Raw genomic sequence first — 22,708 nt, 5'->3', positions numbered from 1 at the left:
AAACCAGACCTCAAAGACTACCTCCTCGGCCCAAACGCCGCCAGAGTCGTCAGACACTCGGAAGTGTCGGTCTACGTCGTCAGATAGGGGCTGAGACTCAATACCCGGTCATTTCCAGATAGCCGCGCCCCGTGTGGCTACCCGCCATGGCGACCGGGCCTTCCCAGTATTCGAAGCTTGTTCCCATCCACGATTTTGGAGTCAGAGCGTTGATCACTACGTCAACGCCGCGCTGGGGCAATCTCACTTGCCATTTGACCGGGATGTCCCGCTGCGCGACATGCTCGGTTTCGAGCGGGGTCAGGATGACAGAGCCATCGGGCAAAGCTTCGGTCCGGCCATCGGACCCGATCCACGTGGCGGCAGTGAAATCTCCACGATCGCCGCGCAGACGAAAGGCCATCAGCTTGTCACCACCGTCGAAGCTGAGCGAGAACCAATCCCAGCCGCTCTGATCCTCTGCCAGTGGTTGCGAGGACCACTCGCGGTCCAACCAGCCGCGGCCGGTTACAGCAACGTCACCCTCCGGCAGGTGCAGGGTTCCATCGACGGTGTAGAAGGGCTGCGAATAATAATAGCTGGCTTGCCCGTCGGCGGATTTCACAGAATACCCGCTGTCCCCGTGAAACACCAACGGACCCTGCGCCTGCAGCGATAGCGAATAGCCGAAGTCGGTGCCGTTGGCGGACAGGCTCAGCGTATCCGAGATGTCGCCCTGCATGTGCCATTCGTCGATCCAAGCCTCAAACGGCTGTGCCCGAACTCCTGCCTGACCAACGCCGCCACGAGAGAGGCGCTCGGCGAAGAAATGGGTATCGGGGGTTGTGAGCGCCGCGTGACCCATCCAGATCTGCGGGCTTTGCCATCCGTCACTTTCAGAGGGCTTAAGGGCGGAGCGGAACAGGGTCCATTGTACGCCATAGTCCAGCCCGTCCGAACCCTTGAGGTTGGCGGTCAGGTACCACCATTCTATTCGGTAGGTCGGGTGCGGGCCATGATCCCTGGGGAACTGGAAGGTATATCCGCGCTTGGGTCGGTCAAAGCCGTCGGCGGTGCTGCCCAGACCGGCATAGCCTTGCGCACAACCCGCGATCGGAAGCAGCAGAAATAGGATCAGGGCCCTAACGTTCATTGGCAAACACTCTCAGCAGTGCCGCCGGCGGCAAGCGCAGCAAGCGCCATGCGGGCAGCGCAGCAGCCACGGTAGCGGCCAGCAGGGTCAGCAGGAACAGGACGGCCCATTGGCCAGGAAATAGATGCATCGGCAATTGCCAGCCAAAGGCCTGCACGTTGATCACACTCAGCAGAACCCAGGCCAGCACCAGCCCGAGCGGAAGCGCCAGACAGGCGGTCAGGGCGGCCAGCAGAACGCTGCGCAAAAGCTCGAGCCGGGCCAGTTGCACGCGCGTCAGCCCCAGCGCCCAAACCGGCGCGACCTGCGGCAGGCGTTGGGTCCAGAGGGTCAGCAAGCTGGTCAGGATCGCAAAACCCGCCACCCCAAGCGTCAGCAGGTTCAGTGCTGAGGTGACGACGAAAGTTTTCTCGAAGACGCTGAGGGATTGCGCCTTCATCGCTGTCTGCAGGACGACCGCGCCGGGTCGCAGGCCGAACTGGTCCCGCAGGGACTGCGCAAGATCGGCGGCGCGATCTGGGGCAAGGCGGATGCCGAACCGTCGCGCCTCGGCCCCTGGAGCGATTTCGGCGAACAGCGGCATGGCGACAATGGCTTGCCCTGTGGGGTTGCCGTAGTCCGAATAGACACCTGCGATGGGCAATCGGCGTCCCGGAGTCAGCGCAAGCGTGTCACCAGGCCAGAGGTCGGCCCGACGGGCCAGTTGCTCGTTAATCAAAACCACATCGCCCTGTTGAACCCCGTCCCAAACGTCCGGCGTACTGGCAATCAGGGGCCAGTGCTGGCGATAGGTTTCATCGTCCACGATGCCGTACAGGAACAGCGGGCCGGTGTCGTGAGTCAGTTCGATGCTGCGAATGGGTAGGATGGCCTCGACCTGCGGGGCCAGCCATTTGGTGATCTCGTCGGCCTGCGTTTCATCTTCGGCGGTTACATAGAGTTCCGACGTCAGGCGCTGATCGAGCCAGCCGGTGAAGGTCAGGCGAAAGCTGGACACCATGGTTCCCACGCCGATATTGGCGGCCAGCGCCAGCAAAAGCGCCATCAGCGCCAGTGACAGGCCCGGCAACTGGCCTCGCATATCCGCCCAAACCCACTGACTGATCGGAGAGCTCGCCTTTCGCCTGAAGAAATCCAGTGCCGTTGACAGCAACAACGGCAACAGCAATGCCGCGCCGGTCAGCAGCCCGGCCAGCAGGGTGAAACCAGAGAGCAGGCCGCCGGTTGTCAGAAACACCGCTACGCCACCGACAATCAAGACCAATCCAAGTATCCCGGTGATCCGTGCGGAGGTCTTGCCGCCGCCCCAGGCCTGCAAGCCTGGACCCGCCAGCAGGGGCAGCCGTGACAGCCGCCACAGCGCTTGCGCGCTGGCGATCAGCGTTCCTCCGGCCGCCATGGCGAGGCCTGCCATCACCCAATCTAGCCGCAATGACATCTGCCCATCGACCGGCGCGCCATAAAGACCGCGCAGCGTCGCGGCGACGTCCGGCAGCAGCGCTCCGGCAAGGAAGAAGCCGAGGACAAGCCCCAGCGCGCCGCCGAGCAGCGCCAGCAGAAGCAATTCGGCCAGAATGACGCGCACCAGCCGCCGCATCGGTAGGCCCAGTGCGCGCAGGGTTCTGATCGTGCCGCGCCTTTGCGCGAAGGCCAGCCCGACCGTGCCGTTCACGATAAAGAGGCCCACGGCAAAAGACAGCAGTCCGAAGGCTGAAAGGTTCAGGTGAAAACTGTCCGTCAGTTGCGCAGCATCGAGCCGGGATGCCGGGCTGGTGCGCTGCAGCCCGGGCGCGACGTCAGACAGGGGCAATTGTGCACGGGGCTGATCGGGCAGGACAACGAGGCGCGAGATCTGGCCGGGCTGGTTGAGCAGGCGTTCGGCCACACCGATATCGGTCAGTACCAGATCGGGCGGCAAGGCGGTGCTGGCGATGACCGGCGGAAAGCCGTCTGCGGATCGGAACACCGGGGCAAGTTGCGGTGCCATCAGCAATCGCCCCGGCGCGCCGAGCACTTGGGCGGGATCGGGCGGCGCGGCACCCTCCTCGGCTTCGGTCACGGCGGGCAGGGCGGGGTAGGTCAGCATGTCGACCCCCATCACACGCACCCGACGGTCCCCAACGCGCAGTGACCCGTCCAGTATCGCGGCAACCTGCCAGCCTGCTCGCCTGAGGGCGGCATATTGCTCGACCGGGATGAAATCGCCGGGCTTGTGCAGCTCATCAAACTGCCCGAGTGCGAGCTGCGTGCTGGCCCGGTCATAGCTGGCGCGGGCTTCGGCGTTGATGGCCTGAACGGCGGACCACAGGCAGGTCGCAAGAGCGATGCCTGTCAGCAGCGTTGCCAGTTGCAGCGGATGCGCGCGCCAATGCGACAGCAGGGCCTGCATCGCCGGGCCGGTCATGTGATCCGGCCGCCGGACAGATGGGCGCGCCGATCGAGCCGCGCGGCGATGTCTTGTGAATGCGTGACCAATAACAAGGCGGCCCCGGTGTCAACCACCAGCCCCAGCATCAGGTCCAGCACGACGGCGCTGGCGGTTTCATCCAGATTGCCAGTCGGCTCATCCGCCAGAAGAAGTTTTGGCCGCGTCGCCATAGCGCGCCCGATGGCGACGCGCTGTTGCTGCCCGCCCGACAGGCTTTCGGGGTAGCGCGCGACCAGATCATCCAGGCCCAGCCGTCGGGTCAGTTCTGCGGTCCAATCGGGGTCGTCACGCCCTGCAAGGCGGGCATGGAGTGACAGGTTCTGCGCAACGGTCAGCGAGGGGACCAGGTTGAACTGCTGAAACACAAGCGACAAGTTGGTCCGGCGCAGCGCGGCGCGCCCGGCGTCATCCAAGGGCGAAAGGGGCTGCCCATCAAGCGTGATCTCGCCGCCGTCGAAACCGTCCAGGGCAGCCACCAGATGCAGCAGCGTGCTTTTACCACTGCCGCTTTCGCCGGTCAGCGCCAGCGTCTCTCCCCGCGCGAGCGTCAGCGAGACGTCGTTCAGCACGGGCCGCCCGCCAGGGTAGGATTTCCGAAGATGATCAACTGTTAGCAACATGCGCCGTCTCTTGGGGTTCCGAGACAATGTGCAGCGCAGCGCGGCGGTGTCCAGCGCCTTGCACGGTCCGGTTCCATTCGCCGCAGCGCAGGCCCGCGCCTCTGGGGGTTGTCCACCGCCGCGCAACAGACCATTCTGGCGCGGCATGAGGGATGGAAGTAAAGGGCTGTTTTCATGACACTGTCGCAGCAGATTCTATGGGGAAGCCTTTATCTGGGCATCTGCTTCCTGTTTGAGATCGCCATGCTGACCTGGTGCGTTCTAGCCATCAGACGGCTGACCGCCAGATGGCCAACCAGCAGTACCATCATCGCCACAGCTGGCCCGATCACCGTGGCCCTCTTGTTCATCGTGCTGACGCATACGGTGCAGGTCTGGATCTGGGCCGTCGTTTGGGTGCTGGGGGACGTGCTGCCCGACTGGAACTCGGCGCTTTATTTCTCGCTGGTGACATTCACGACGCTGGGATACGGCGACATCGTGTTGGGTGAGGGGTTGCGCATTTTCGGAGCGTTCGCCTCGGTCACCGGCCTGCTGGCTTTCGGCCTTTCAACGGCGTTTCTGGTGGCGTTGATGACGCGGGTGTTTCAGGAACGCTTCCTGGTCTAGAGGATCGGGGCGAACAGCCGCGCCAGCGGTGCACCAAATCGTATATGCATCGGCTGCTGGGGCAGGCTGCGAGTCAGTTCATAGCTGGCCTCGAAGTCGGTTTCCATCATCGCAGCGACGGCCCCGGCTGCGCGAGGATCAAAAAACAGGGCCATCGCCTCGAAATTCAGGCGGAATGAACGGTTGTCCAGATTTGTCGTGCCGACGGCGGCAAGCGTGTCGTCCACCACGAACGCCTTTTGGTGCATGAAGCCATCGGTGTAGCGAAACACCCGCGCGCCGCAGCTGCGGATCTCGTCGAAGTAGGCGAATGCGGCCAGCCAAGGCAGTCGATGGTCAATCGTATCGGGCACCAGAATGCGCACATCGACCCCCCGCAGGGCGGCGTGTTGCAGGGCAGTCATGATGTCGATGTCCGGTACAAAATAGGGCGAGGCGATCCATAGGCGATGCCGGGCCTCGGCGATGGCGGCGAAAAACATCATCGCGCCGGTTTCGGTCTCATCCCCGGGGCCGGTGGCCACCAGCAGCGCATTCATGTCCTGCTCAGATTCGCTGCCGGCCCAGTCGAGCTTGTCGATCAGATCCTCGCCCCGAGCCCAGTGCCAGTCCTCGGTGAAAATCAGTTGCAGTTGCCGAACCACATGACCGGCCATCCTGATATGCGTATCGCGCCAACGCCCGAAGCGGGGGCTTTGGCCCAGATATTCGACCCCGATATTGTGGCCGCCAATGAACCCAGTCTCGCCATCGATGATCACCGTTTTGCGATGGTTCCGATAGTTGAGCTGAAAGCGGAAATTCGGGCCGCGCTGCTGTCGGGGGTCGGCGACGTCGATCCCCGCTGTGCGCAGGGTTTCAAGGTAGCTGGACGGCAGGCCGTAGCTACCGACGGCATCGGTCATGAACCGCACATGCACACCGCGTCCGACTGCGGCGATCAGCCTGTCCCGCAGGTCCTGGCCAAGCGCGTCGTCGCGGACGATGTAGAACTGGATCAATATGTAGCTGCGGGCTGCGTCGATGGCCTCGAAAATGGCCTTGAACGTGGCCTCTCCGTCGATCAGCAGTTCGGCGCCGTTCCCGCGCGAGACGGGCAGATGTGCCAGTGCCTCGAACGGGCGGGGATTGATCCGCATCGTCTCGGGGTCGGGTTTCGAGAAATCGGCGAAGGTCTTGATCCCTTCGACCACACGCTCGCTTTCCTGCCGTGCGATGCGGTAGCCGCGAAAGCGGTGGTGGCCCAGAAACAGGTAGGATGGCACGCCGAACATCGGGGCCGATAGCAGAAACACCACCCAGCCGACTGCGCCCTGAGGCGTGCGGGCCGTCTGCGCCGCCCGCACGGCAAAGACGATGGCAACGCAATAGAGCGCAAACAGAAAAAGTGAAACGAGCAATGTCCACATCGGTGCGTCAACATCCGTTCATGACTGGTTTTTTCAGTCTAGAGGGGCAGGGCGGGCTTGGCCATATCAGACGGCTTTAGCTGTTGTCCTCGTCCAACCGACCATCCAAAGACATCAGGATGGCAACCGGGCGCAGGGCCGGAATATGGCTGAAGATGATCAGGATGCAGACGGTCAGCGGCACGCTCAGGAACGCGCCGATCAGGCCCCAGACCGTTGTCCAGAAGGTCAGCGCAAGGATGACCAGAAAGGTTGACATATTCAGCGAACGTCCCAGCATCGCCGGGTCCAGAAAGTTCCCGATCAGGAACTGAAGCGTACCGCAGCCCAGCACGATGATCAAAAACGGGCCGATACTGTCGAATTGGACCAGAGCGATCATGGCCGGAAAAATCACAGCGATGATCGACCCGATCGAGGGGATGAAGTTCAGCGCGAAGGTCAGTACGGCCCAGGTTTCAGCATATTCCAACCCCAGGACCTTGAAAACCGAATAGCTGATCAAGGCCGTGATCAGGCTGATGAATGTCTTGACGCCGACATAGCGCTGCAGGCTGTGCGAGATCGCATCCAGAACTGTGGCCAGATCGGCCCCCAGCTTCGGGTTGCCCGCCGCAAGCTGGATTTTGCGGCGAAAGGCCAGACGTTCGGCCATCAGGAACGCCACGTAGAGGCTGATCAGAAAGAACTGATTCAACAATGAGGTTGCGCTGCCCAACAGAACCCGTGCGACATAGGACATATCGATGCTGACGAGATTGTCGCGGATAAAGGTCGTCACATCATTGCCGACCAGCCCAGTGATGCGGTTCACCGCGCCGTCGAACTGGCTTTCATAGGTGTTGATCGAGCGGGCAAATTGCGTGGCCTGACTGCCGAGAATATACATGATCATGAACAACCCCGCCAGAACGACGGTCACCCCGGCGATATTCGCCAGCCAAATCGGCGCGCGAGTTATGGCGATAACCCGGTCGCTGAGCGCGATGATCAGCACGTTTACCAGCAACGCCATGGTCAGCGGCACCAGAAACGTGGACCCTGCATAAAGACCCAGCACCACCAGAGTCGCCACGATCACCACATCCCGCAACACGCTAAGTTGTAGGCTGGGGCGGAGTTCGCTGTTTTGCTGATCTGGATTCATACGCGGGCCCTTGGGACGGATCGCCCGGATGGGCTTGCCCTTTGATCCTGCACAGGCTTGCGGGTTTATGCAATCCACACAGACGCTTATACCACGGAATTGGTGGCATTTGTCCGATTGACGGTTCTGCGGTAGGGCAAGGCAGGCTAGGCTAAACCCATGTCACGCGTTGCGATTCCCTCGTCTGGCCAGATGATCCGAGGCCTTTGGCTTGCGCTGCGGCGGTTCAATGACAAGAACGGCTTTGTCATGAGCAGCCACGTCGCCATGTCGCTGATGATGGCGCTGTTTCCCTTTGTCCTGTTCACCGTGGCGCTGGCGGGGGCGCTGTCGCAGGGCTATGTCACCGATGAACTGATCGAGCTGATCTTCGGTGCCTGGCCCAAGGATGTCGCCGATCCGATCGTATCCGAATTGCGCGCCGTTTTGGCCGGCGCGGGGTCCGGTGTGATCACGCTGGGCGGTTTGCTGGCCATCTATTTTGCCTCGAACGGCGTGGCCGCGGTGCGCAAGGCCATGACGCAGGCCTATCACGATAAGGACGTCTGGCCGTTCTGGAAAACCCGGCTGCTGTGTTTTGCGCTGGTCATCATGGGCGGGGCCGTCATTCTGGCCATCGCCGCGTTCGAGCTTGTGCTGCCTGTCTATACCCGTCTGGTGTCCGAAAAGACGGCGGTCGATGTGGCAGACTGGCTGTCGGTCGACCGGCTGCGTTGGACCTTCACCGTGGCGGTTCCGGCAGGGACAGTTCTGCTGGCACATCTAATCCTGCCGACGCGGCGGCACAGCCTGTTGCAGATCCTGCCTGGCGTGGTGCTGACTCTGGCCCTGTGGGCTGCCGGAGGATGGGGTTTTTCGGTCTATATCGCCCAGTTCGCCACCTATAGCGCCACATATGCCGGACTGGCGGGGGCCATGGCAGCGTTGATTTTCCTGTATCTCTGCTCGGCCATGCTGATCCTCGGGGCCGAATATAATGGGGCGCTGATAGACCTGCAAAACGCCGAACGTTCGCAATGACGGCAGCTATCCGGCATCGAACCGGCTGATTTGCGCCACGTTCCGGTCCAAATCCCGCGATAGGCCTTTTGCGCATAAGCAAACAAAGGGTCCGCCATGTCAGAGCGTTCAGCAACATCTGCACCGTCGTTAAACACGGCCCGAAAAGCCACGCTAGACCAGCGCATCGAAGAACTGCGCGCGCGCGAGCCGGTCGATCTCAACCACGGAGAGGCGCTGTTGCTGCAGGGCATTGCTAAAGCGTCGCTGCGCGAACAGCAGTTGGCGCAGGGGCGGATCGACCTCGACTGACGCTCAGCCCCGAAAGCCGGTCGCGACGACGAATTTCTCGGAACTGTCCGACCGGGATGCAGGGGGTTTGACGTTGGCCACCTTGTTGAACTTCTGTTTCAGAAGCTTTTGCAGATCACCTTCGGCCCCACCTGCCAGAACCTTGGCAACAAAGGTGCCACCTTCCTCAAGAACATCGAAGGCAAAATAAGCGGCCGTTTCACACAGCGCCATGATGCGTAAATGGTCTGTCTGTTTGTGACCCGATGAGGCGGCGGCCATGTCAGACATCACCACATCGGCTTTGCCACCCAGCCAATCCTTGACCTTCTGGTCGGCGTCATCCTCCATGAAATCCAGCACATGGGCGGTGGAACCTGCAACCGGCTCGACCTCTTGCAGGTCGATGCCCAGAACCGTTCCGATCCGTTTGCCGCTTTTCTCGCCCAGCGCGTTAACCCGCTGAACTGCGACTTGCAGCCAGCCACCCGGAGCACAGCCCAGATCAACCACGCGCGCGCCTGGTACCAGAAACCGAAACTTATCGTCCAACTCCAGTATCTTAAAGGCCGCGCGGCCGCGATACCCTTCGGCATTCGCGCGTTTTACATAGGGGTCGTTCAACTGCCGCTCAAGCCACCTGGTCGAGCTGAGCTTGCGCCCACGCGCGGTCTTGACCTTGACCTTCAAGTCGCGCTGCCCGCGACCCGATGAGTTTTTTCCGCTCGGTTTCTTGGTCATGAAAGTGGTCTCCTGACGACTGCGAGGCGTCTATCGGTTCGCTTTCTGGGTATCAAGCAGATGATATCGGCAAGTCTTTCAATAGCAGATCGGGCCATGGGGACGAAACACCAAAGGCCAGCCAACCGACGCCATTCATGACCTTTGCCAGACGCGTCTCTGATTTCGCATCGGATGGCGCAAAGCTGTGAAGCAAAGTCAGAGCGTCGTCGGCCTGATCGTTGCGAACAGCTATTGCGACCCCGCCGATGGCAAGCGCGAAATGCGGCACGTTGTTTGCAATGGTGAACCCGGGGCAGAACACATCGAAACTGGCTGCCTCTAGCGCGCAGATCGTGGTTGCCGCCGTGGACGTGCGATAGGCGATAGCTATGGTCGAAAATGGCATGCCGTACGGGACAGTCAGAACGGTCCGTCTTCCAATACGCCGTCCGCGCTCATTTGCGCATAGAGTAGACCCTCACGCAGGCCCCGGTCCGCGACCGAAAGGCGGTCAGTGGGCCAGCATCTGAGAAGCGCCTGCAAAATGGCCGAGCCGGACATGATCAGGGCCTGCCGGTCATCCCCGATACGCGGATCACGGCGCCGACCCTGAGGGCCGAGTTCCAGATAGCCGCGGATCACTTTGTCGATCTGATCGCTGGTCATGCGCAACCCGTCGACCTTGGTCCGGTCATAGCGCTTCAGCCCCAGATGAGAGGCCGCCACGGTCGTCACGGTTCCGCTGGTGCCGACGATCTGAAACCCCTCACGCGTTTGCTCGTCCTTGTAGGGGGCGAAATCAGCCAGGTTTTCTTCGAAAAACCAGCTCATCAACGCAAACCGCGCAGCATCGTCTTCAACATCGTTGAACTGATCACGCAGCGTCGCAACGCCAAGCGGAACGCTGATCCAATCCACTACTTTTGCCGCAGGAAACGGGCTGTCGGCGGTATGGAATCCGTTGTGCAGCCGCATGATGGCTGCAGGGCGGTCCCGACGTGGCACGGATGAGATGTCGATCCAGACCAGCTCGGTCGAGCCGCCGCCGATATCGACCACCAGCAACTGTTCGGTCTTGGTCGACACAAGCGGCGCGCAAGAGATGACGGCGAGACGCGCCTCTTCCTCGGGCTGGATGATTTCCAACGTCAGACCCGTTTCGCGCTTCACTTGCCGGATGAAATCGCGCGAGTTCTTGGCGCGGCGGCACGCCTCGGTTGCGATCAGACGCATGCGCCGGACCTTGTTGCGTTTCAGTTTTTGCTGACAGATTCGCAGAGCTTGAACGGTACGGGACATCGACGCCCGGGACAGCCGTCCAGTTCGCTCCAGACCGGCACCCAATTGCACCGATTTGGAAAAGCTGTCTACCACATGGAACCCACTGCCCTTGGGCTGGGCGATCAACATGCGGCAGCTATTGGTCCCCAGATCCAGTGCCGCATATAATGCATCCGGATCGGGTCTTGCCGGCGCGGGGCTTTCGACCGCTTTCGGGAACGCGCCCGCACCTTTGGGACGCTTGGGCGCCATTCGTCACGCCCTCCGATTTTCGAGTTACCCCGACCATAGGTCGGGCGGTTCGATCACGCAAGACGCTCATTAAAGTCATGAGTATTTTGATGGGCGGCCACACGAAATTGTCAGGTACAAACCCGGTATCCCATCGTGGGCAAAAACGTCGCTGTGAATGCGTCGTGTGTCGAAATTCGACCGACCCGTGCCCACATACGCGTTTAGAACCGGTCCATCTGGTTAGGAGGAATCATAGGCGATGCCTGACGTCACCATCGTATACTGGCGCGACATTCCCGCCCAAGTCATTGTCGGCAAGGGTCGGCGCGGGGCGAAGCGGCAACTGGAGGAACGGTTCGAACAAGCCATCGACCGGGCGGCCATGAAGGTGAACGCCAAGGACAGCGATGCCTATCTGGCCGAGTGGCGCAAGGCTGCCCCGTTTGTGGTCGAAGGCGATGCCGCTGAGATCGCCGAGGCCGAGGCCGTGCGTCTGGAAACGGAATACGATCAGGACCGCGTGAAAGCGCTGATTGCGAATGACGGTTGGGCATGAGCCCGAAATCTTTATGGGAGGCCGCGATGGCTTTGCTGAACTTCAAAAAACGTGACGCGGTCGAAAACGGCCCGGTGAACCCCACCGTCGAAGCCTTCCTGCAAGGCTATTCGATCGAGGTGATGCCTCGGACAGCTGAAAAGGTTGAGGATTTCCGCGCGCTGCTGCCCGAAGGCACCCGCGTCTACATCGCGCATATCGAGGGCACCCCCATCGAGGATATGGTGAAGACCGCCAAGCGCATCGCCGCCGAAGGCTATCCGGTCATGCCGCACTTCCCTGCGCGGATCATCAAGGATGCAGCCACGCTGGAAAACTGGATCTCGATGTATCAGGGCGAGGCGGGCGTTGAGCAGGCGCTTCTGCTGGCTGGTGGTGTCGAAAAGCCTCATGGTGATTTTCACAGCTCGATGCAGTTGTTGGAGACCGGTCTGTTCGACAAGGCAGGCTTCAAGCGTTTGCACGTTGCAGGCCACCCCGAGGGCAACAAAGACATCGATCCGGACGGTTCGACCAAGAATGTCGATGACGCGCTGCGCTGGAAGCAAAAATTCAGCGAAACCACAGATGCCGAAATGGCGCTGGCGACGCAGTTCGCCTTTGACGCCAAGCCGATCATCGCCTGGGCCGACAGCCTGAAAGAGGCCGGGATCGACCTGCCGATCCATATCGGTATCGCTGGCCCTGCCAAGCTGCAGACGCTGATCAAGTTCGCCATCGCGTGTGGTGTTGGCCCGTCGCTGAAGGTTCTGCAGAAACGTGCGATGGATGTCTCCAAGCTGTTGCTGCCCTATGAGCCGACCGATGTGATTACCGAACTGGCCAACCACAAGGCGGCCAATCCGGACTTCAACATCACCAACGTGCATTTCTTCCCGCTTGGCGGTATTAAGACCAACGCCAATTGGGCGATCAATAACGGCGGCGCTTCGGCAAAGCCTGTAAACTCCTAAGGAACGGACATGACCCGTACAGTCGTAGAATCAAAAACAAAAACCGCCGTTCTGGGCTTTGATGAACCCTTCTGCGTGATCGGTGAGCGGATCAACCCCACCGGCCGCAAAAAGCTCGCGGCCGAGCTGGAAGCGGGCGATTTCTCGACCGTCGAGAAAGACGCCGTCGCGCAGGTCGCCGCCGGAGCAACCGTTCTGGATATCAACGCGGGCGTTGTCTACAACTCGAACCCCAACCCGAACGAGACCGAACCGCCGCTGATGACCAAGATCGTCGAGCTGGTGCAGGGTCTGGTTGATGTGCCGCTGTGCATCGACTCGTCGGTCCCTGGCGCGCTAGAGGCAGGTCTTGAGGCGGCTGAAGGCCGTCCGCTGTTGAACTCGGTCACCGGCGAAGAGGATCGTCTGGAGCTGGTTCTGCCGCTGGTCAAGAAATACAATGTTCCAGTCGTTGCGATCTCGAACGACGACACCGGTATTTCGGAAGATCCCGATGTGCGTTTCGACGTGGCCAAGAAGATCGTTGAGCGTGCAGCCGATTTCGGCATCCCCGCGCATGACATCGTGGTTGACCCACTGGTGATGCCCATCGGCGCGATGGCAACCGCTGGCAATCAGGTGTTCGCTCTGGTCCGTCGCCTGCGCGAGGAACTGGGTGTGAACACCACCTGTGGCGCGTCCAACATCTCGTTCGGTCTGCCCAACCGTCATGGCATCAACAATGCGTTCCTGCCGATGGCCATGGGCGCAGGCATGACCTCGGCGATCATGAATCCGGTCGCTCTGCCGGTTGGCCCGAAGAAGCTGGCCGAGAAAAAGGCCGAGGTCGAAGCCAAGGGTATCGTTCTGCCTGCCGATATGGATGACGAAACCTTCTGCCAGCTGTTCGGTCTGGGCTCGACTCTGCCCCGCGCGGGTAAGGAAATGGAGGCCATCCGTGCCGCCAACCTGCTGACCAACAACGACCCGCATGGCGGGGCCTGGATCAAGTTCAACAAACCACCCTCCGAGGCCGGAGAGGCCGGGACTGCAGGTGGTCGTCGTGGCGGAGGCCGCCGCCGCCGCGCGTGATCCTGACAAAACTGAACCAAAAGGCCGGGCCCGACGCCCGGCCTTTTTCGTTTTGACAAGGATCAAGGCTTTTTGCTCCTCAGCCCGAAAGACTGCAGGCATCGCGCAAAGACGAACAGGTGTATCCTATGGCTCATCACCCTCCGAAACTCTCAGACGTGGACCTGTCCAAACGACTGGGCAAGAAAGAGTATCTGGTTCGGCTGATCGACCTGCAGGCAAAGCTGGCGCGGATCCAGCAGGCCTATCTGTTTCACGGACATAAGGGCGTCATCGTTTTCGAAGGCTGGGACGCTGCGGGCAAGGGGGGCACGATCCGGCGTATCAGCCAAGCGCTTGACCCGCGTAGCTTCAAGGTCTGGCCCATCGGTGCGCCGCGCAATTACTATCTGAACCGGCACTATCTATTGCGGTTTTGGGAACGGCTGCCGCCTGCCGGGGCCATATCCGCCTTTGATCGCAGCTGGTACGGTCGCGTGCTGGTCGAACGACTTGAACAGATCACGCCCAAAGAACGCTGGCAGGCCGCGTATCAGGAGATCAACGATTTCGAACGGATGCTAGTCGATGACGGCACCCGGATCGTGAAGCTCTATTTCCACATATCTCCAGAGACGCAGATGGAGCGATTTGCAGAACGGCTGCGTAACCCTCTGAAACGCTGGAAACTGACCTATGAGGATTTCAGGAACCGCGAGAAATGGTCCGAGACCGAACTGGCGGTCGAAGAGATGCTGGCCCGCACCTCGACCGAGGTGGCACCCTGGCATGTCGTTCCCGCCAATAACAAGAAATTTGCCCGGATCGCCGCGATGTCGGCGATCGTTCGGGCGTTTTCGGATGGGGTCGATCTCAGCCCTCAGCATCTGGACCGAAAGACGCTGGACGCCGCAGGCGAAGTGCTTGAGGACGACCGGGACCTGATCGCCTCGCTGCGGGCAAGAACCGACTGACCCTGTGTCGCTATCGCCTTGAACCCCGCAGCGGGGCGGGGTATCCACGCAATCGCGGCGGGTATGATGTAATGGTAGCCTGTCAGCTTCCCAAGCTGAACGCGCGGGTTCGATTCCCGCTACCCGCTCCAATCATCCGGCGAGTCTGGCCTGATACAAGTTGATCGTCGCCGGGATAAGGACATCCGAACTCGATTGATACTGCCGGAACTCGGCCGCGACTGCCTCTTGAATCGCCATCGTATCGGTTCCATCCCCCTCGAAATGCGCAACGACGCGACCTGCTGGGCCAATGCGCGTCACAAGGTTCGCCGTGCTTTCGACGCCGCCAAAACCTGTCAGGTTTACCGTCACCGCTTCGCCGCTCACATCGGACAGCCCGGCTTGTGTCATAAGGCCTTTGACGTGGTCGAGATCGTGGAATGCCAGAGGCCCGGGCGCATAGCGATCCACTCGGGGCGGTTGGCCCATCCGCTGAACGGCGGCGACATGGGGTATCTTGAACCACGGGTTGACGTCCAGCGGACCCCAAGAGGCAAAGGTCATTTGCCCACCTGGTTTCAGGGCCGAGGCGATGTTTCGGAATGCTGCGACCGAGTCGCTAAAGAACATGACCCCGAACCGAGAGATCGCGGCATCCATCCGACCTGGTTCAAACGCGTAGGTCTGAGCATCCGCCTGCTGAAAAGTGATGGTCTGAATCCCATGCCTTTCGGCGCGTTCGGCCGCGCGATCCAGAAAAGGCTGCGATATGTCGGCGGCCAATACGTGCCCTTCGGCCCCAACCGCGCGGGCGGCGGCCATCGCGCTGACGCCGGTGCCACAACCGATATCCAGAACCCGCATGCCCCACGACAGCGCAGCCCGGTTCAGAACCAGATCGAGAACAGGCGCAAAGGCGTGATCGAGCTGATCTTCAAAAGTCAGCCACTTGGCGCCTTGCTCGGACTTACCCCAGAATTCCGCCTGTTCTTCGTTTTCTGTCATGTCCGCCTCCTGTGGATGAGGCGACTATGACCTCCTGCGGCGGCGGCGGCCAGTGTTTTCGGCGTCGCCACCACCGGTGTTGAAGGACGGCGCGGGCAGGGTGACCACCGAGGCCAGTTCCGGAAACGGATCAGTCTTGTGCGGGATCGCGTTGGCGGCGACGAAATGGTCCTGAAACTTGGGCTCGATGGCGGTTTCGACCTTGGTGATTTCGCGCACGACGCGTTCGATTTCGGCTCGTGCACCGATGTTGCACAGCGCGATCCGTGCGCCGGTGCCGGCGGCGTTGCCTGCGCTGGACACCTTGTCCAGCGGCGCGTCGGGGATCATGCCCAGAACCATCGCGTGCTTGGTCGAGATATGCGCTCCGAAAGCTCCTGCCAACACAACGCGATCCACGCGGTCGACCTCCATCTCATCCATCAGCAGGCGGGCACCGGCATAGAGCGCGGATTTAGCCAGTTGGATGGCGCGGATATCGCCTTGGGTGACGGTGATGCGCGGGCCGCCTTCGGCGCTGGCATCGTGGATCAGATAAGCGTGGGTGCGTCCCTCGGGTACGCAGCGTGGGGTGCCGGTTTGTTCAGCCGATCCGATCAGCCCGCTTTCATCCAGCAACCCGGCGATGCGCATCTCGGCCACGGCTTCGATGATGCCTGAACCACATATGCCAGTGATGCCGGTGGTGGCGATGTCCTGATCAAAACTTTCCTCATCGGACCATTTCTCGGACCCGATGATTCGGAAGCGGGGTTCTTTGGTGGCGGGATCAATCTCGATCCGTTCAATCGCGCCGGGTGCTGCACGCTGGCCCGAGCTGATCTGAGCACCCTCGAAGGCGGGGCCCGTAGGTGAGGAGCAGGCCAGAACGCGTTGGGTGTTGCCCAGAAGGATTTCGGCGTTGGTGCCCACATCGACGATCAGCACGAGATCCTCGGATTTGCCGGGTTCTTCGGACAGCGCAACGGCGGCGCAATCTGCGCCCACATGCCCCGCGATACAGGGCAGGATATAGACCTGCGCGCGGGGGTTCATGGTGGTCAGGTCCATCTCACGCGCGGGCAGGGACATGCTTTCAGAGGTGGCGAGCGCGAAGGGGGCCTGACCCAGTTCGACCGGGTCCAGACCCAGCAGCAAGTGATGCATGACCGGGTTGCACACGAACACCGTCTCCACGATCAGCGCAGCATCAATCCCGGCCTCATCAGCGATTGATGTGGTCAGATCATTGATCGCCTCGCGCACGGCCTTGGTCATTTCCTTGTCACCGCCAGGGTTCATCATGGCATAGGAAACACGGCTCATCAGGTCTTCGCCAAAGCGGATTTGGGGGTTCATCAGGCCCGACGAGGCCTTGACCTCACCGGTTTCCAGATCGGTCAAATGAGCTGCAATTGTGGTCGAGCCAAGGTCGATGGCCAGCCCGTAAAGCCCCTGTTCATGCAATCCGGGCCAGATTTCCACGACCCGCGCGACCTCGTCCTTGTGGCCTTTGTGGACGGCCACAGTGACCTCCCACTTGCCCTTGCGCAGAACGGGCTGAAGTTTGGACATCAGCGAAAGATCGGCGGTGACGGCTTCGATCTTCCACTGCTCGCGTAGGGCGCGTTCCAGTCGTTCCAGATCGCCGGTGGGCGAGTGCATGTCGGGTTCTTCCACCACCACGAAATACAGACGTGTGGCCGGGTCCATGGTGATCGCACGCGCAGCGGCGGCCTTGCGGACGACTTGCCGGTGCACCTGACTTTCGGGCGGCACGTCGATCACCACATCGCCCTGAACCGAGGCCTGGCAGCCCAGACGCCGCCCCGGTTTCAGCCCGCGTTTGTCGTCATAACGCTGCTCGACCGCGTTCCATTCGCTCAGCGCGTCTTCGGATACGGTCACGCCATGCTTGGGAAACTCGCCGTAGCTAGGTGTGATCTGGCATTTCGAGCAAATCCCACGCCCGCCACAGACCGAATCCAGATCGACGCCCAACTGACGGGCAGCGGTCAGAATCGGCGTGCCAACGGGAAAGTGCCCGCGTTTGCCGGAGGGGGTGAAGACGACAAGAGGGTCGGTGGTCATGAAAGGCCTGCCTTTGTATTCGCGCGTATGCCGCGCAAGATATGAGTTTGAGCGCAAAGGGAAAGGGCATTCAGCGGCAGGTTTTGCACAGCTTGCGTCGTTTTTGAGTGCAGCTTGGCCCTGAACAGGAAAACAACTATGGAACGGGGCTTTCCCTTGGGGGAAATCCATGTAATAGGGTCACCGTCAAACGGGCTTTTGCATGGGGTTATCAGATGCAGATTCGTGAGGCACTCACCTTCGACGACGTTCTTCTTGTTCCGGGCGCATCTTCTGTGCTGCCGGCGACCGCGGATACGACCACACGCGTGACGCGCGAGATCACCATGAACATCCCTCTGCTGAGTTCAGCGATGGACACGGTGACCGAGGCGCGCATGGCGATAGCGATGGCACAGGCCGGGGGCATCGGTGTGGTCCACAAGAATCTCTCGGTCGAGGAACAAGCCCGCGAGGTACGCCGGGTTAAGCGCTTCGAATCCGGTATCGTTTATAACCCCGTGACCCTGCGTGCGGATCAGACGCTGGCCGATGCGCAGGCGCTGGTCGAGCGGTACAACTTTACCGGTTTCCCGGTCGTTGATGAAAGCGGCCGGGTCGTGGGTATCGTGACCAATCGGGATATGCGCTTTGCCACCTCGGACGATACGCCGATCCACGCGATGATGACCTCGGACAATCTGGCGATGCTGCAGGAACCAGCGGATCTGGAGGAGGCCAAAAGCCTGATGCGAGCCCGCCGGATCGAAAAACTTCTGGTTGTCGATGCTGATGGCAAGCTGACCGGCTTGCTGACCTTGAAAGACACCGAACAGGCCGTGCTGAACCCCACAGCCTGTAAGGACCGTCTGGGCCGTTTGCGTGTTGCTGCGGCAACTTCGGTGGGGGACGCCGGGTTCGAGCGGTCCGAGCAACTGGTGGACTCTCAGGTTGATATTATCGTCGTGGATACCGCGCACGGCCACTCGCAGGGGGTTCTGGATGCAGTGCGTCGGGTCAAGACGCTGTCGAATGAGGTTCAGATCATTGCAGGGAACGTGGCTACTGCCGACGCAACCAAGGCGCTGATCGATGCGGGTGCGGATGCCATCAAAGTGGGCATCGGGCCGGGCTCGATCTGTACGACGCGGATGGTCGCGGGGGTCGGTGTGCCTCAGCTGACCGCAATCATGGATTGCGCGGCGGCGGCAGGTGACGTGCCGGTCATCGCGGATGGCGGCATAAAGTTCTCGGGTGATTTTGCCAAAGCGATCGCCGCCGGCGCGTCCTGTGCCATGGTCGGCTCGATGATCGCGGGCACGGATGAAAGCCCGGGCGAGGTCATTTTGTACCAAGGCCGCTCGTTCAAGTCCTATCGCGGCATGGGCAGTCTGGGCGCGATGGCGCGGGGCTCGGCGGATCGGTACTTCCAGAAGGACGCAGCCAACGATAAGCTGGTGCCCGAAGGGATCGAGGGTCAGGTGCCCTATAAGGGCTCGGCCAGTGCAGTGGTGCATCAACTGGTCGGCGGTCTGCGCGCGGCGATGGGGTATACCGGCTGCGCCACGGTGGATGAGATGCGCAGGAACTGCAATTTCGTCAAGATCACTGGCGCGGGGCTGAAAGAAAGCCATGTGCATGACGTGCAGATTACCCGCGAAAGCCCGAACTATCGCATAATGTGATCGGCCAAGATCGGAGGTCGCGATGATCCCCGCAGCACGTGTTCAGGCGGCAATCGAGATACTCGATGACATCCTGGCCGGAGCGCCCGTTGAAAAGGCGCTGACCGGCTGGGCGCGGCGCAGCCGGTTTGCGGGCTCGAAGGATCGCGCGGCAATCCGCGACCATGTGTTCGGCGCGCTGCGGTGCAAGCGCTCGTTTGCGGCGCTTGGCGGCTTGGATACAGGGCGCGGCCTTATGATCGGTGCAATTCGCGCAGAGGGTGGCGATCCGGCGCACCTGTTCAGCGGGACGCGTCACGCGCCCGCACCTGTGGCCAAAACCGAGCAGGGCCGGGCGTTCGGGACAGATGCCGAGCGGCTCGATATCCCCGAATGGCTCTGGCCCGCTTTCCATACGTCGTTAGGGGACGAGGCGGAGGCCGCAGCGACCGCTTTGCAAGCACGTGCGCCGGTACACCTGCGCGTCAACCTGCTGCGGTCGGATGTGCCAGACGCCATTAGACTGCTTGCAGAGGATGGGATTCAGGCCCACCCCCATCCGGCCTGCGACACCGCATTGGAAGTCACGAATGGCGCGCGCAAGATCGCGCAAAGCGCCGCCTACAAAAGCGGGATTGTCGAGCTGCAAGACGCTGCAAGCCAAGCCGTCATCGCCAAGCTGGACCTGCACCCCGGCATGCGGATACTGGACTATTGCGCAGGTGGCGGTGGTAAGGCTTTGGCATTGGCTGCGCGGGCAAAGAAGGCAGACATCTTTGCGCATGACGCCAATCCGAAACGCATGCAGGACCTACCCGAGCGCGCGCGCAGGGCAGGGGCCGACATTACGATCCTGTCACCCGATGATGTTGCCGGATGCGCTCCGTTCGATGTTGTGCTTACGGATGCGCCCTGTTCCGGCAGCGGATCCTGGCGGCGCGCGCCCGCCGGGAAATGGGTGCTGACTCCTGCGCGGCTGGACGAGTTGACGCAGCTTCAGGCCAGCATCCTTCGCAGCGTTGCGCCTTTGGTCACCCCGGATGGGATGCTCGCCTATGCGACCTGCTCGATGCTGCAGGCAGAAAACGATCAGGTCGTGGACAGTTTTCTTCACGACCGCCCCGAGTGGCAATCCGTGCTGCGCAAGACGTGGCTGGTTTCCCACGGTGCTGATGGTTTCTACACGGCACACTTGACGCGAACATAAGTATCAATACACCACCCTAGGTAGTTGGAGGCCATCTGTTTTATTAAGCAGCGGTTAACCAATCGTGGTCGATATTGGCCAAAATTGACTTGATACGAGCTCCCTATGTCCGGTTTTTCCGAAGCTTCCCCCTTTCACGCCGCCCGGTGGGAGGCGGGGCGTGGCCGGCTCCTTTTGGTCGTGTCAGCGGCTGTGGTCTTGTGCCTATTGGCAGCTTTGGGCGTTCTTCCGCCACGATGGGGCGCTGGTGCCACGGCTGTCGGGGTATCGTTTCTTGCAGTCGGCATTCTGGTTGCCGCCCGTCTCTGGGTCGTCGGACGGATCGAAGCGCGCAGCGACGCGTTCATCTTGGCGGCTCTGGAAACCGATAATGCCGCTTGTGTCATCGCAGACCCGGACGGGAAGATTCTGCTGGCCAACACGCGGGCAAACCTGATGTTTCGCGCAGCTGTCGGAGAGCGGTTGGACCGTAACTTGCGCTCTTTACTAGCAAATCCTCAGGCTATTCTGCTACGGCTTCAGGCCCGCGCGCGCGCGCAGGGGCGAGGCGGGGACAAGATCGTGGCCCGCGGGCGGGTGATGCAGATTTCAGTGCGTGCGGTCGGCTCTGATCGCTATTTCTGGCGCTTCGACACAGACGCACGGCACCCTTGGGAAGATGCGGATATACCTGTTGTAACGCTTGGGCGTAACAATGTGGTCCTGAACGCGAACCAGGCTGCAACGATGCTTTTCGGCGCGGAACCAACAAGTCTTGCACCTCTGTTTCCCGACGGTGTGGATGCCCCCGTTGTGCGGGCTGTGACAAGTGGTGGCGAGGCGCAGTTGGCCGTCTCACGTCTGAGGCAAAACGGGGCTGTTCGTGATCTTCTTTTCACACCAGTCAGCGATCCCGGGTCCGGCAGCGATGCGACGTCCTTTGCAGACTTACCGGTACCGATCATGCAGCTTTCACCGGGCGGAGATGTCCTTGAAGCCAACCGCCTGGCCATCGAGTTGGTGGGTGACGTCGAACCCGGACAGACCAACATCGAAGGCATGATGCAGGGGCTTGGCTATCCGATCCGCGACTGGCTGGCCCGAGCCGCCGAGCAGGATCAGGCACCACGATCAGAATTCCTGCGCCTGACCCGCAGGGACAAAGAAATCTTCGTTCAGGTCACTCTGTCGCGGATATGTCGAAACGGTCAGGTCGCGCTGATTGCGGTGCTGAGCGACGCGACCGAGCTCAAAACGCTTGAGGCGCAGTTTGTGCAGGGGCAGAAGATGCAGGCCGTGGGGCAGCTGGCCGGCGGGGTGGCTCATGACTTTAACAATTTGCTCACCGCGATTTCGGGGCATTGCGACCTGCTGCTGCTACGCCACGATCAGAATGACCCGAATTACGGCGATCTGGTACAGATCAACCAGAATGCCAACCGTGCCGCAGCGCTCGTCAGCCAGCTGCTGGCGTTCTCCCGCAAACAGACGCTGCGGCCCGAGGTGCTGGACCTGCGTGACACGATCTCGGACCTGATCCACCTGCTGAGCCGGCTTGTCGGGGAAAAGGTGCGGCTGACCCTCAGCCATGATCCGGTGCTGAAACCGGTTCGTGCTGATAAACGGCAGCTGGAACAGGTGTTGATGAACTTGGTCGTCAACGCCCGTGATGCGATGCCCGACGGTGGCGAGATTCGCATCGAAACCGAGGTTTTGGCGCTGGATCAGCCCTTGTCGCGTGACCGGGCGACCGTGCCGCCCGGGGAATATGTGACCGTCAAGGTCATAGACAGCGGGGTCGGAATACCGGCGGACAAGCTGCAAAAGGTATTCGAGCCGTTTTATACCACCAAGCGCACCGGTGAGGGTACCGGGCTGGGCCTGTCGACGGCCTATGGCATCGTCAAGCAAACCGGGGGCTTCATCTTTGTCGACAGCGTTCCGGACCGGGGCACGGAATTCACGGTCCTTCTGCCCGTCAGCCCCGCTGCTGAGACACCCGAGCCCGATACGCCCGAGGCCCCGGAAGTGCGGGGGCCCTATCAGGGCGAAGGCGTCGTGCTGCTGGTCGAGGATGAAGCCCCCGTACGCGCATTTGCAACCCGGGCTTTGAGGCTGAAAGGCTACACGGTACTTGAGGCTGAGTCGGCTGAAGCGGCTTTGGACCTGTTAGAAGACCCGAATCTGTCGGTCGATGTCTTCGTGACGGATGTTGTGATGCCGGGAATGGACGGCCCGACCTGGGTCCGTCAGGCAATGCAGACCCGCCCCGATGTAAGGGTCGTGTTCATGTCGGGCTATACCGAAGGCGCGTTCGGCGAATCCGGCCCCGAGGTTGAACATGCGACCTTCCTGCCCAAGCCGTTTTCATTGACGCAGCTTACTGAGGCCGTCTACCAGCAACTCGGCTAATCTG

At 61.2% G+C, this 22,708-nt stretch carries 20 protein-coding genes, 1 tRNA gene and 1 pseudogene; 12 read left to right on the top strand and 10 right to left on the bottom strand.

Going from position 1 to position 22,708, the window contains the following annotated elements; translation table 11 throughout:
- Positions 1-87, top strand: a pseudogene (locus ACR0J1_RS03095) (universal stress protein); the annotation flags it as partial.
- Between the two features lie 10 nt (positions 88-97).
- Here ACR0J1_RS03095 and ACR0J1_RS03090 read toward each other — a convergent pair.
- From ACR0J1_RS03090 to ACR0J1_RS03080, 3 genes are read right to left on the bottom strand one after another with little or no spacing between them, the layout of a single operon-like run.
- Positions 98-1,132, bottom strand: a complete 1,035-nt coding sequence (locus ACR0J1_RS03090) for a lipocalin-like domain-containing protein (RefSeq protein ID WP_480729500.1) — start codon at positions 1,130-1,132, stop codon at positions 98-100.
- Positions 1,122-3,536 carry an FtsX-like permease family protein gene (locus ACR0J1_RS03085; RefSeq protein ID WP_480729501.1) on the bottom strand — a complete coding sequence of 805 codons (2,415 nt, stop codon included), beginning with the start codon at positions 3,534-3,536 and terminating at the stop codon, positions 1,122-1,124. The genes ACR0J1_RS03090 and ACR0J1_RS03085 overlap by 11 nt, the downstream gene beginning before the upstream one ends.
- The gene (locus ACR0J1_RS03080) at positions 3,533-4,180 is read right to left on the bottom strand and encodes an ABC transporter ATP-binding protein (protein ID WP_480729502.1); all 648 of its coding nucleotides are present in this window, start codon (positions 4,178-4,180) and stop codon (positions 3,533-3,535) included. The genes ACR0J1_RS03085 and ACR0J1_RS03080 overlap by 4 nt, the downstream gene beginning before the upstream one ends.
- A gap of 174 nt (positions 4,181-4,354) precedes the next feature.
- Between ACR0J1_RS03080 and ACR0J1_RS03075 the strand changes: the two genes are divergently transcribed.
- Positions 4,355-4,789, top strand: coding sequence for an ion channel (locus tag ACR0J1_RS03075; RefSeq protein ID WP_480729503.1), 435 nt, complete (start codon positions 4,355-4,357; stop codon positions 4,787-4,789).
- Here the strand turns inward: ACR0J1_RS03075 and cls are convergent.
- Both cls and ACR0J1_RS03065 read right to left on the bottom strand, forming a co-directional pair.
- A complete protein-coding gene (gene cls / locus ACR0J1_RS03070; RefSeq protein ID WP_480729505.1) occupies positions 4,786-6,198 on the bottom strand; it encodes a cardiolipin synthase in 1,413 nt (470 codons plus the stop codon). The genes ACR0J1_RS03075 and cls overlap by 4 nt on opposite strands.
- 76 nt (positions 6,199-6,274) lie before the next feature.
- Positions 6,275-7,345 (bottom strand): AI-2E family transporter, encoded by a 1,071-nt coding sequence (locus ACR0J1_RS03065; RefSeq protein WP_480729506.1) that lies wholly within the window; start codon positions 7,343-7,345, stop codon positions 6,275-6,277.
- A 159-nt stretch (positions 7,346-7,504) separates the two neighbouring features.
- On the opposite strand from ACR0J1_RS03065, the gene ACR0J1_RS03060 reads away from it, so the two are divergent.
- Positions 7,505-8,365, top strand: a complete 861-nt coding sequence (locus ACR0J1_RS03060) for a YihY/virulence factor BrkB family protein (protein ID WP_480729507.1) — start codon at positions 7,505-7,507, stop codon at positions 8,363-8,365.
- A gap of 96 nt (positions 8,366-8,461) precedes the next feature.
- The gene (locus ACR0J1_RS03055) at positions 8,462-8,656 is read left to right on the top strand and encodes a hypothetical protein (protein WP_480729509.1); all 195 of its coding nucleotides are present in this window, start codon (positions 8,462-8,464) and stop codon (positions 8,654-8,656) included.
- 3 nt (positions 8,657-8,659) lie between these two features.
- Here the strand turns inward: ACR0J1_RS03055 and ACR0J1_RS03050 are convergent, their stop codons facing one another.
- Genes ACR0J1_RS03050 through ACR0J1_RS03040 form a run of 3 tightly spaced genes read right to left on the bottom strand, consistent with a single transcriptional unit; the run spans position 8,660 to position 10,891 of the window.
- Positions 8,660-9,376, bottom strand: a complete 717-nt coding sequence (locus tag ACR0J1_RS03050; RefSeq protein ID WP_480729511.1) for an RlmE family RNA methyltransferase — start codon at positions 9,374-9,376, stop codon at positions 8,660-8,662.
- 52 nt (positions 9,377-9,428) lie between these two features.
- Positions 9,429-9,764 carry a hypothetical protein gene (locus ACR0J1_RS03045; RefSeq protein ID WP_480729512.1) on the bottom strand — a complete coding sequence of 112 codons (336 nt, stop codon included), beginning with the start codon at positions 9,762-9,764 and terminating at the stop codon, positions 9,429-9,431.
- A gap of 14 nt (positions 9,765-9,778) precedes the next feature.
- Complete coding sequence (locus tag ACR0J1_RS03040) at positions 9,779-10,891, bottom strand: Ppx/GppA phosphatase family protein (RefSeq protein WP_480729514.1); 1,113 nt, start codon at positions 10,889-10,891, stop codon at positions 9,779-9,781.
- A gap of 241 nt (positions 10,892-11,132) precedes the next feature.
- On the opposite strand from ACR0J1_RS03040, the gene ACR0J1_RS03035 reads away from it, so the two are divergent.
- The 5 genes from ACR0J1_RS03035 to ACR0J1_RS03015 all read left to right on the top strand — a co-directional run bounded on the left by ACR0J1_RS03035 (position 11,133) and on the right by ACR0J1_RS03015 (position 14,537).
- Positions 11,133-11,429, top strand: a complete 297-nt coding sequence (locus ACR0J1_RS03035) for a virulence factor (RefSeq protein ID WP_480729515.1) — start codon at positions 11,133-11,135, stop codon at positions 11,427-11,429.
- 26 nt (positions 11,430-11,455) lie between these two features.
- Positions 11,456-12,382 carry a methylenetetrahydrofolate reductase gene (locus ACR0J1_RS03030; RefSeq protein ID WP_480729516.1) on the top strand — a complete coding sequence of 309 codons (927 nt, stop codon included), beginning with the start codon at positions 11,456-11,458 and terminating at the stop codon, positions 12,380-12,382.
- Positions 12,383-12,391: 9 nt separating this feature from the next.
- Positions 12,392-13,453, top strand: a complete 1,062-nt coding sequence (locus tag ACR0J1_RS03025; protein WP_480729517.1) for a methyltetrahydrofolate cobalamin methyltransferase — start codon at positions 12,392-12,394, stop codon at positions 13,451-13,453.
- Positions 13,454-13,581: 128 nt separating this feature from the next.
- Positions 13,582-14,406, top strand: a complete 825-nt coding sequence (locus ACR0J1_RS03020) for a polyphosphate kinase 2 family protein (RefSeq protein ID WP_480729519.1) — start codon at positions 13,582-13,584, stop codon at positions 14,404-14,406.
- A 57-nt stretch (positions 14,407-14,463) separates the two neighbouring features.
- Positions 14,464-14,537, top strand: a tRNA-Gly gene (locus ACR0J1_RS03015).
- A 1-nt stretch (position 14,538) separates the two neighbouring features.
- On the opposite strand, the gene ACR0J1_RS03010 is transcribed toward ACR0J1_RS03015, so the two are convergent.
- Positions 14,539-15,393, bottom strand: coding sequence for a class I SAM-dependent methyltransferase (locus tag ACR0J1_RS03010; RefSeq protein ID WP_480729520.1), 855 nt, complete (start codon positions 15,391-15,393; stop codon positions 14,539-14,541).
- A gap of 24 nt (positions 15,394-15,417) precedes the next feature.
- On the bottom strand, positions 15,418-17,463 hold the full coding sequence (locus ACR0J1_RS03005) for an ASKHA domain-containing protein (RefSeq protein WP_480729522.1): 2,046 nt from the start codon (positions 17,461-17,463) through the stop codon (positions 15,418-15,420).
- 215 nt (positions 17,464-17,678) lie between these two features.
- Between ACR0J1_RS03005 and guaB the strand changes: the two genes are divergently transcribed.
- The 3 genes from guaB to ACR0J1_RS02990 all read left to right on the top strand — a co-directional run bounded on the left by guaB (position 17,679) and on the right by ACR0J1_RS02990 (position 22,704).
- Entirely contained in the window at positions 17,679-19,127 is a 1,449-nt protein-coding gene (guaB, locus tag ACR0J1_RS03000) for an IMP dehydrogenase (RefSeq protein ID WP_480729524.1), read from the top strand.
- A gap of 22 nt (positions 19,128-19,149) precedes the next feature.
- On the top strand, positions 19,150-20,313 hold the full coding sequence (locus ACR0J1_RS02995; RefSeq protein ID WP_480729525.1) for an RsmB/NOP family class I SAM-dependent RNA methyltransferase: 1,164 nt from the start codon (positions 19,150-19,152) through the stop codon (positions 20,311-20,313).
- Positions 20,314-20,418: 105 nt separating this feature from the next.
- Positions 20,419-22,704 carry an ATP-binding protein gene (locus ACR0J1_RS02990; protein WP_480729526.1) on the top strand — a complete coding sequence of 762 codons (2,286 nt, stop codon included), beginning with the start codon at positions 20,419-20,421 and terminating at the stop codon, positions 22,702-22,704.
- The last annotated feature ends 4 nt before the right edge of the window (positions 22,705-22,708 follow it).

The sequence above is a fragment of the Ruegeria sp. CJ3 genome, from assembly GCF_056536725.1.
This window is presented reverse-complemented; position numbering and strand designations above follow the sequence as displayed.

Coding starts and splice junctions, on each gene's coding strand:
- ACR0J1_RS03090 (WP_480729500.1), bottom strand. CDS start 1,132: ATGAACGTTAGGGCCCTGATCCTATTTCTGCTGCTTCCGATCGCGGGT.
- ACR0J1_RS03085 (WP_480729501.1), bottom strand. CDS start 3,536: ATGACCGGCCCGGCGATGCAGGCCCTGCTGTCGCATTGGCGCGCGCAT.
- ACR0J1_RS03080 (WP_480729502.1), bottom strand. CDS start 4,180: ATGTTGCTAACAGTTGATCATCTTCGGAAATCCTACCCTGGCGGGCGG.
- ACR0J1_RS03075 (WP_480729503.1), top strand. CDS start 4,355: ATGACACTGTCGCAGCAGATTCTATGGGGAAGCCTTTATCTGGGCATC.
- cls (WP_480729505.1), bottom strand. CDS start 6,198: ATGTGGACATTGCTCGTTTCACTTTTTCTGTTTGCGCTCTATTGCGTT.
- ACR0J1_RS03065 (WP_480729506.1), bottom strand. CDS start 7,345: ATGAATCCAGATCAGCAAAACAGCGAACTCCGCCCCAGCCTACAACTT.
- ACR0J1_RS03060 (WP_480729507.1), top strand. CDS start 7,505: ATGTCACGCGTTGCGATTCCCTCGTCTGGCCAGATGATCCGAGGCCTT.
- ACR0J1_RS03055 (WP_480729509.1), top strand. CDS start 8,462: ATGTCAGAGCGTTCAGCAACATCTGCACCGTCGTTAAACACGGCCCGA.
- ACR0J1_RS03050 (WP_480729511.1), bottom strand. CDS start 9,376: ATGACCAAGAAACCGAGCGGAAAAAACTCATCGGGTCGCGGGCAGCGC.
- ACR0J1_RS03045 (WP_480729512.1), bottom strand. CDS start 9,764: ATGCCATTTTCGACCATAGCTATCGCCTATCGCACGTCCACGGCGGCA.
- ACR0J1_RS03040 (WP_480729514.1), bottom strand. CDS start 10,891: ATGGCGCCCAAGCGTCCCAAAGGTGCGGGCGCGTTCCCGAAAGCGGTC.
- ACR0J1_RS03035 (WP_480729515.1), top strand. CDS start 11,133: ATGCCTGACGTCACCATCGTATACTGGCGCGACATTCCCGCCCAAGTC.
- ACR0J1_RS03030 (WP_480729516.1), top strand. CDS start 11,456: ATGGCTTTGCTGAACTTCAAAAAACGTGACGCGGTCGAAAACGGCCCG.
- ACR0J1_RS03025 (WP_480729517.1), top strand. CDS start 12,392: ATGACCCGTACAGTCGTAGAATCAAAAACAAAAACCGCCGTTCTGGGC.
- ACR0J1_RS03020 (WP_480729519.1), top strand. CDS start 13,582: ATGGCTCATCACCCTCCGAAACTCTCAGACGTGGACCTGTCCAAACGA.
- ACR0J1_RS03010 (WP_480729520.1), bottom strand. CDS start 15,393: ATGACAGAAAACGAAGAACAGGCGGAATTCTGGGGTAAGTCCGAGCAA.
- ACR0J1_RS03005 (WP_480729522.1), bottom strand. CDS start 17,463: ATGACCACCGACCCTCTTGTCGTCTTCACCCCCTCCGGCAAACGCGGG.
- guaB (WP_480729524.1), top strand. CDS start 17,679: ATGCAGATTCGTGAGGCACTCACCTTCGACGACGTTCTTCTTGTTCCG.
- ACR0J1_RS02995 (WP_480729525.1), top strand. CDS start 19,150: ATGATCCCCGCAGCACGTGTTCAGGCGGCAATCGAGATACTCGATGAC.
- ACR0J1_RS02990 (WP_480729526.1), top strand. CDS start 20,419: ATGTCCGGTTTTTCCGAAGCTTCCCCCTTTCACGCCGCCCGGTGGGAG.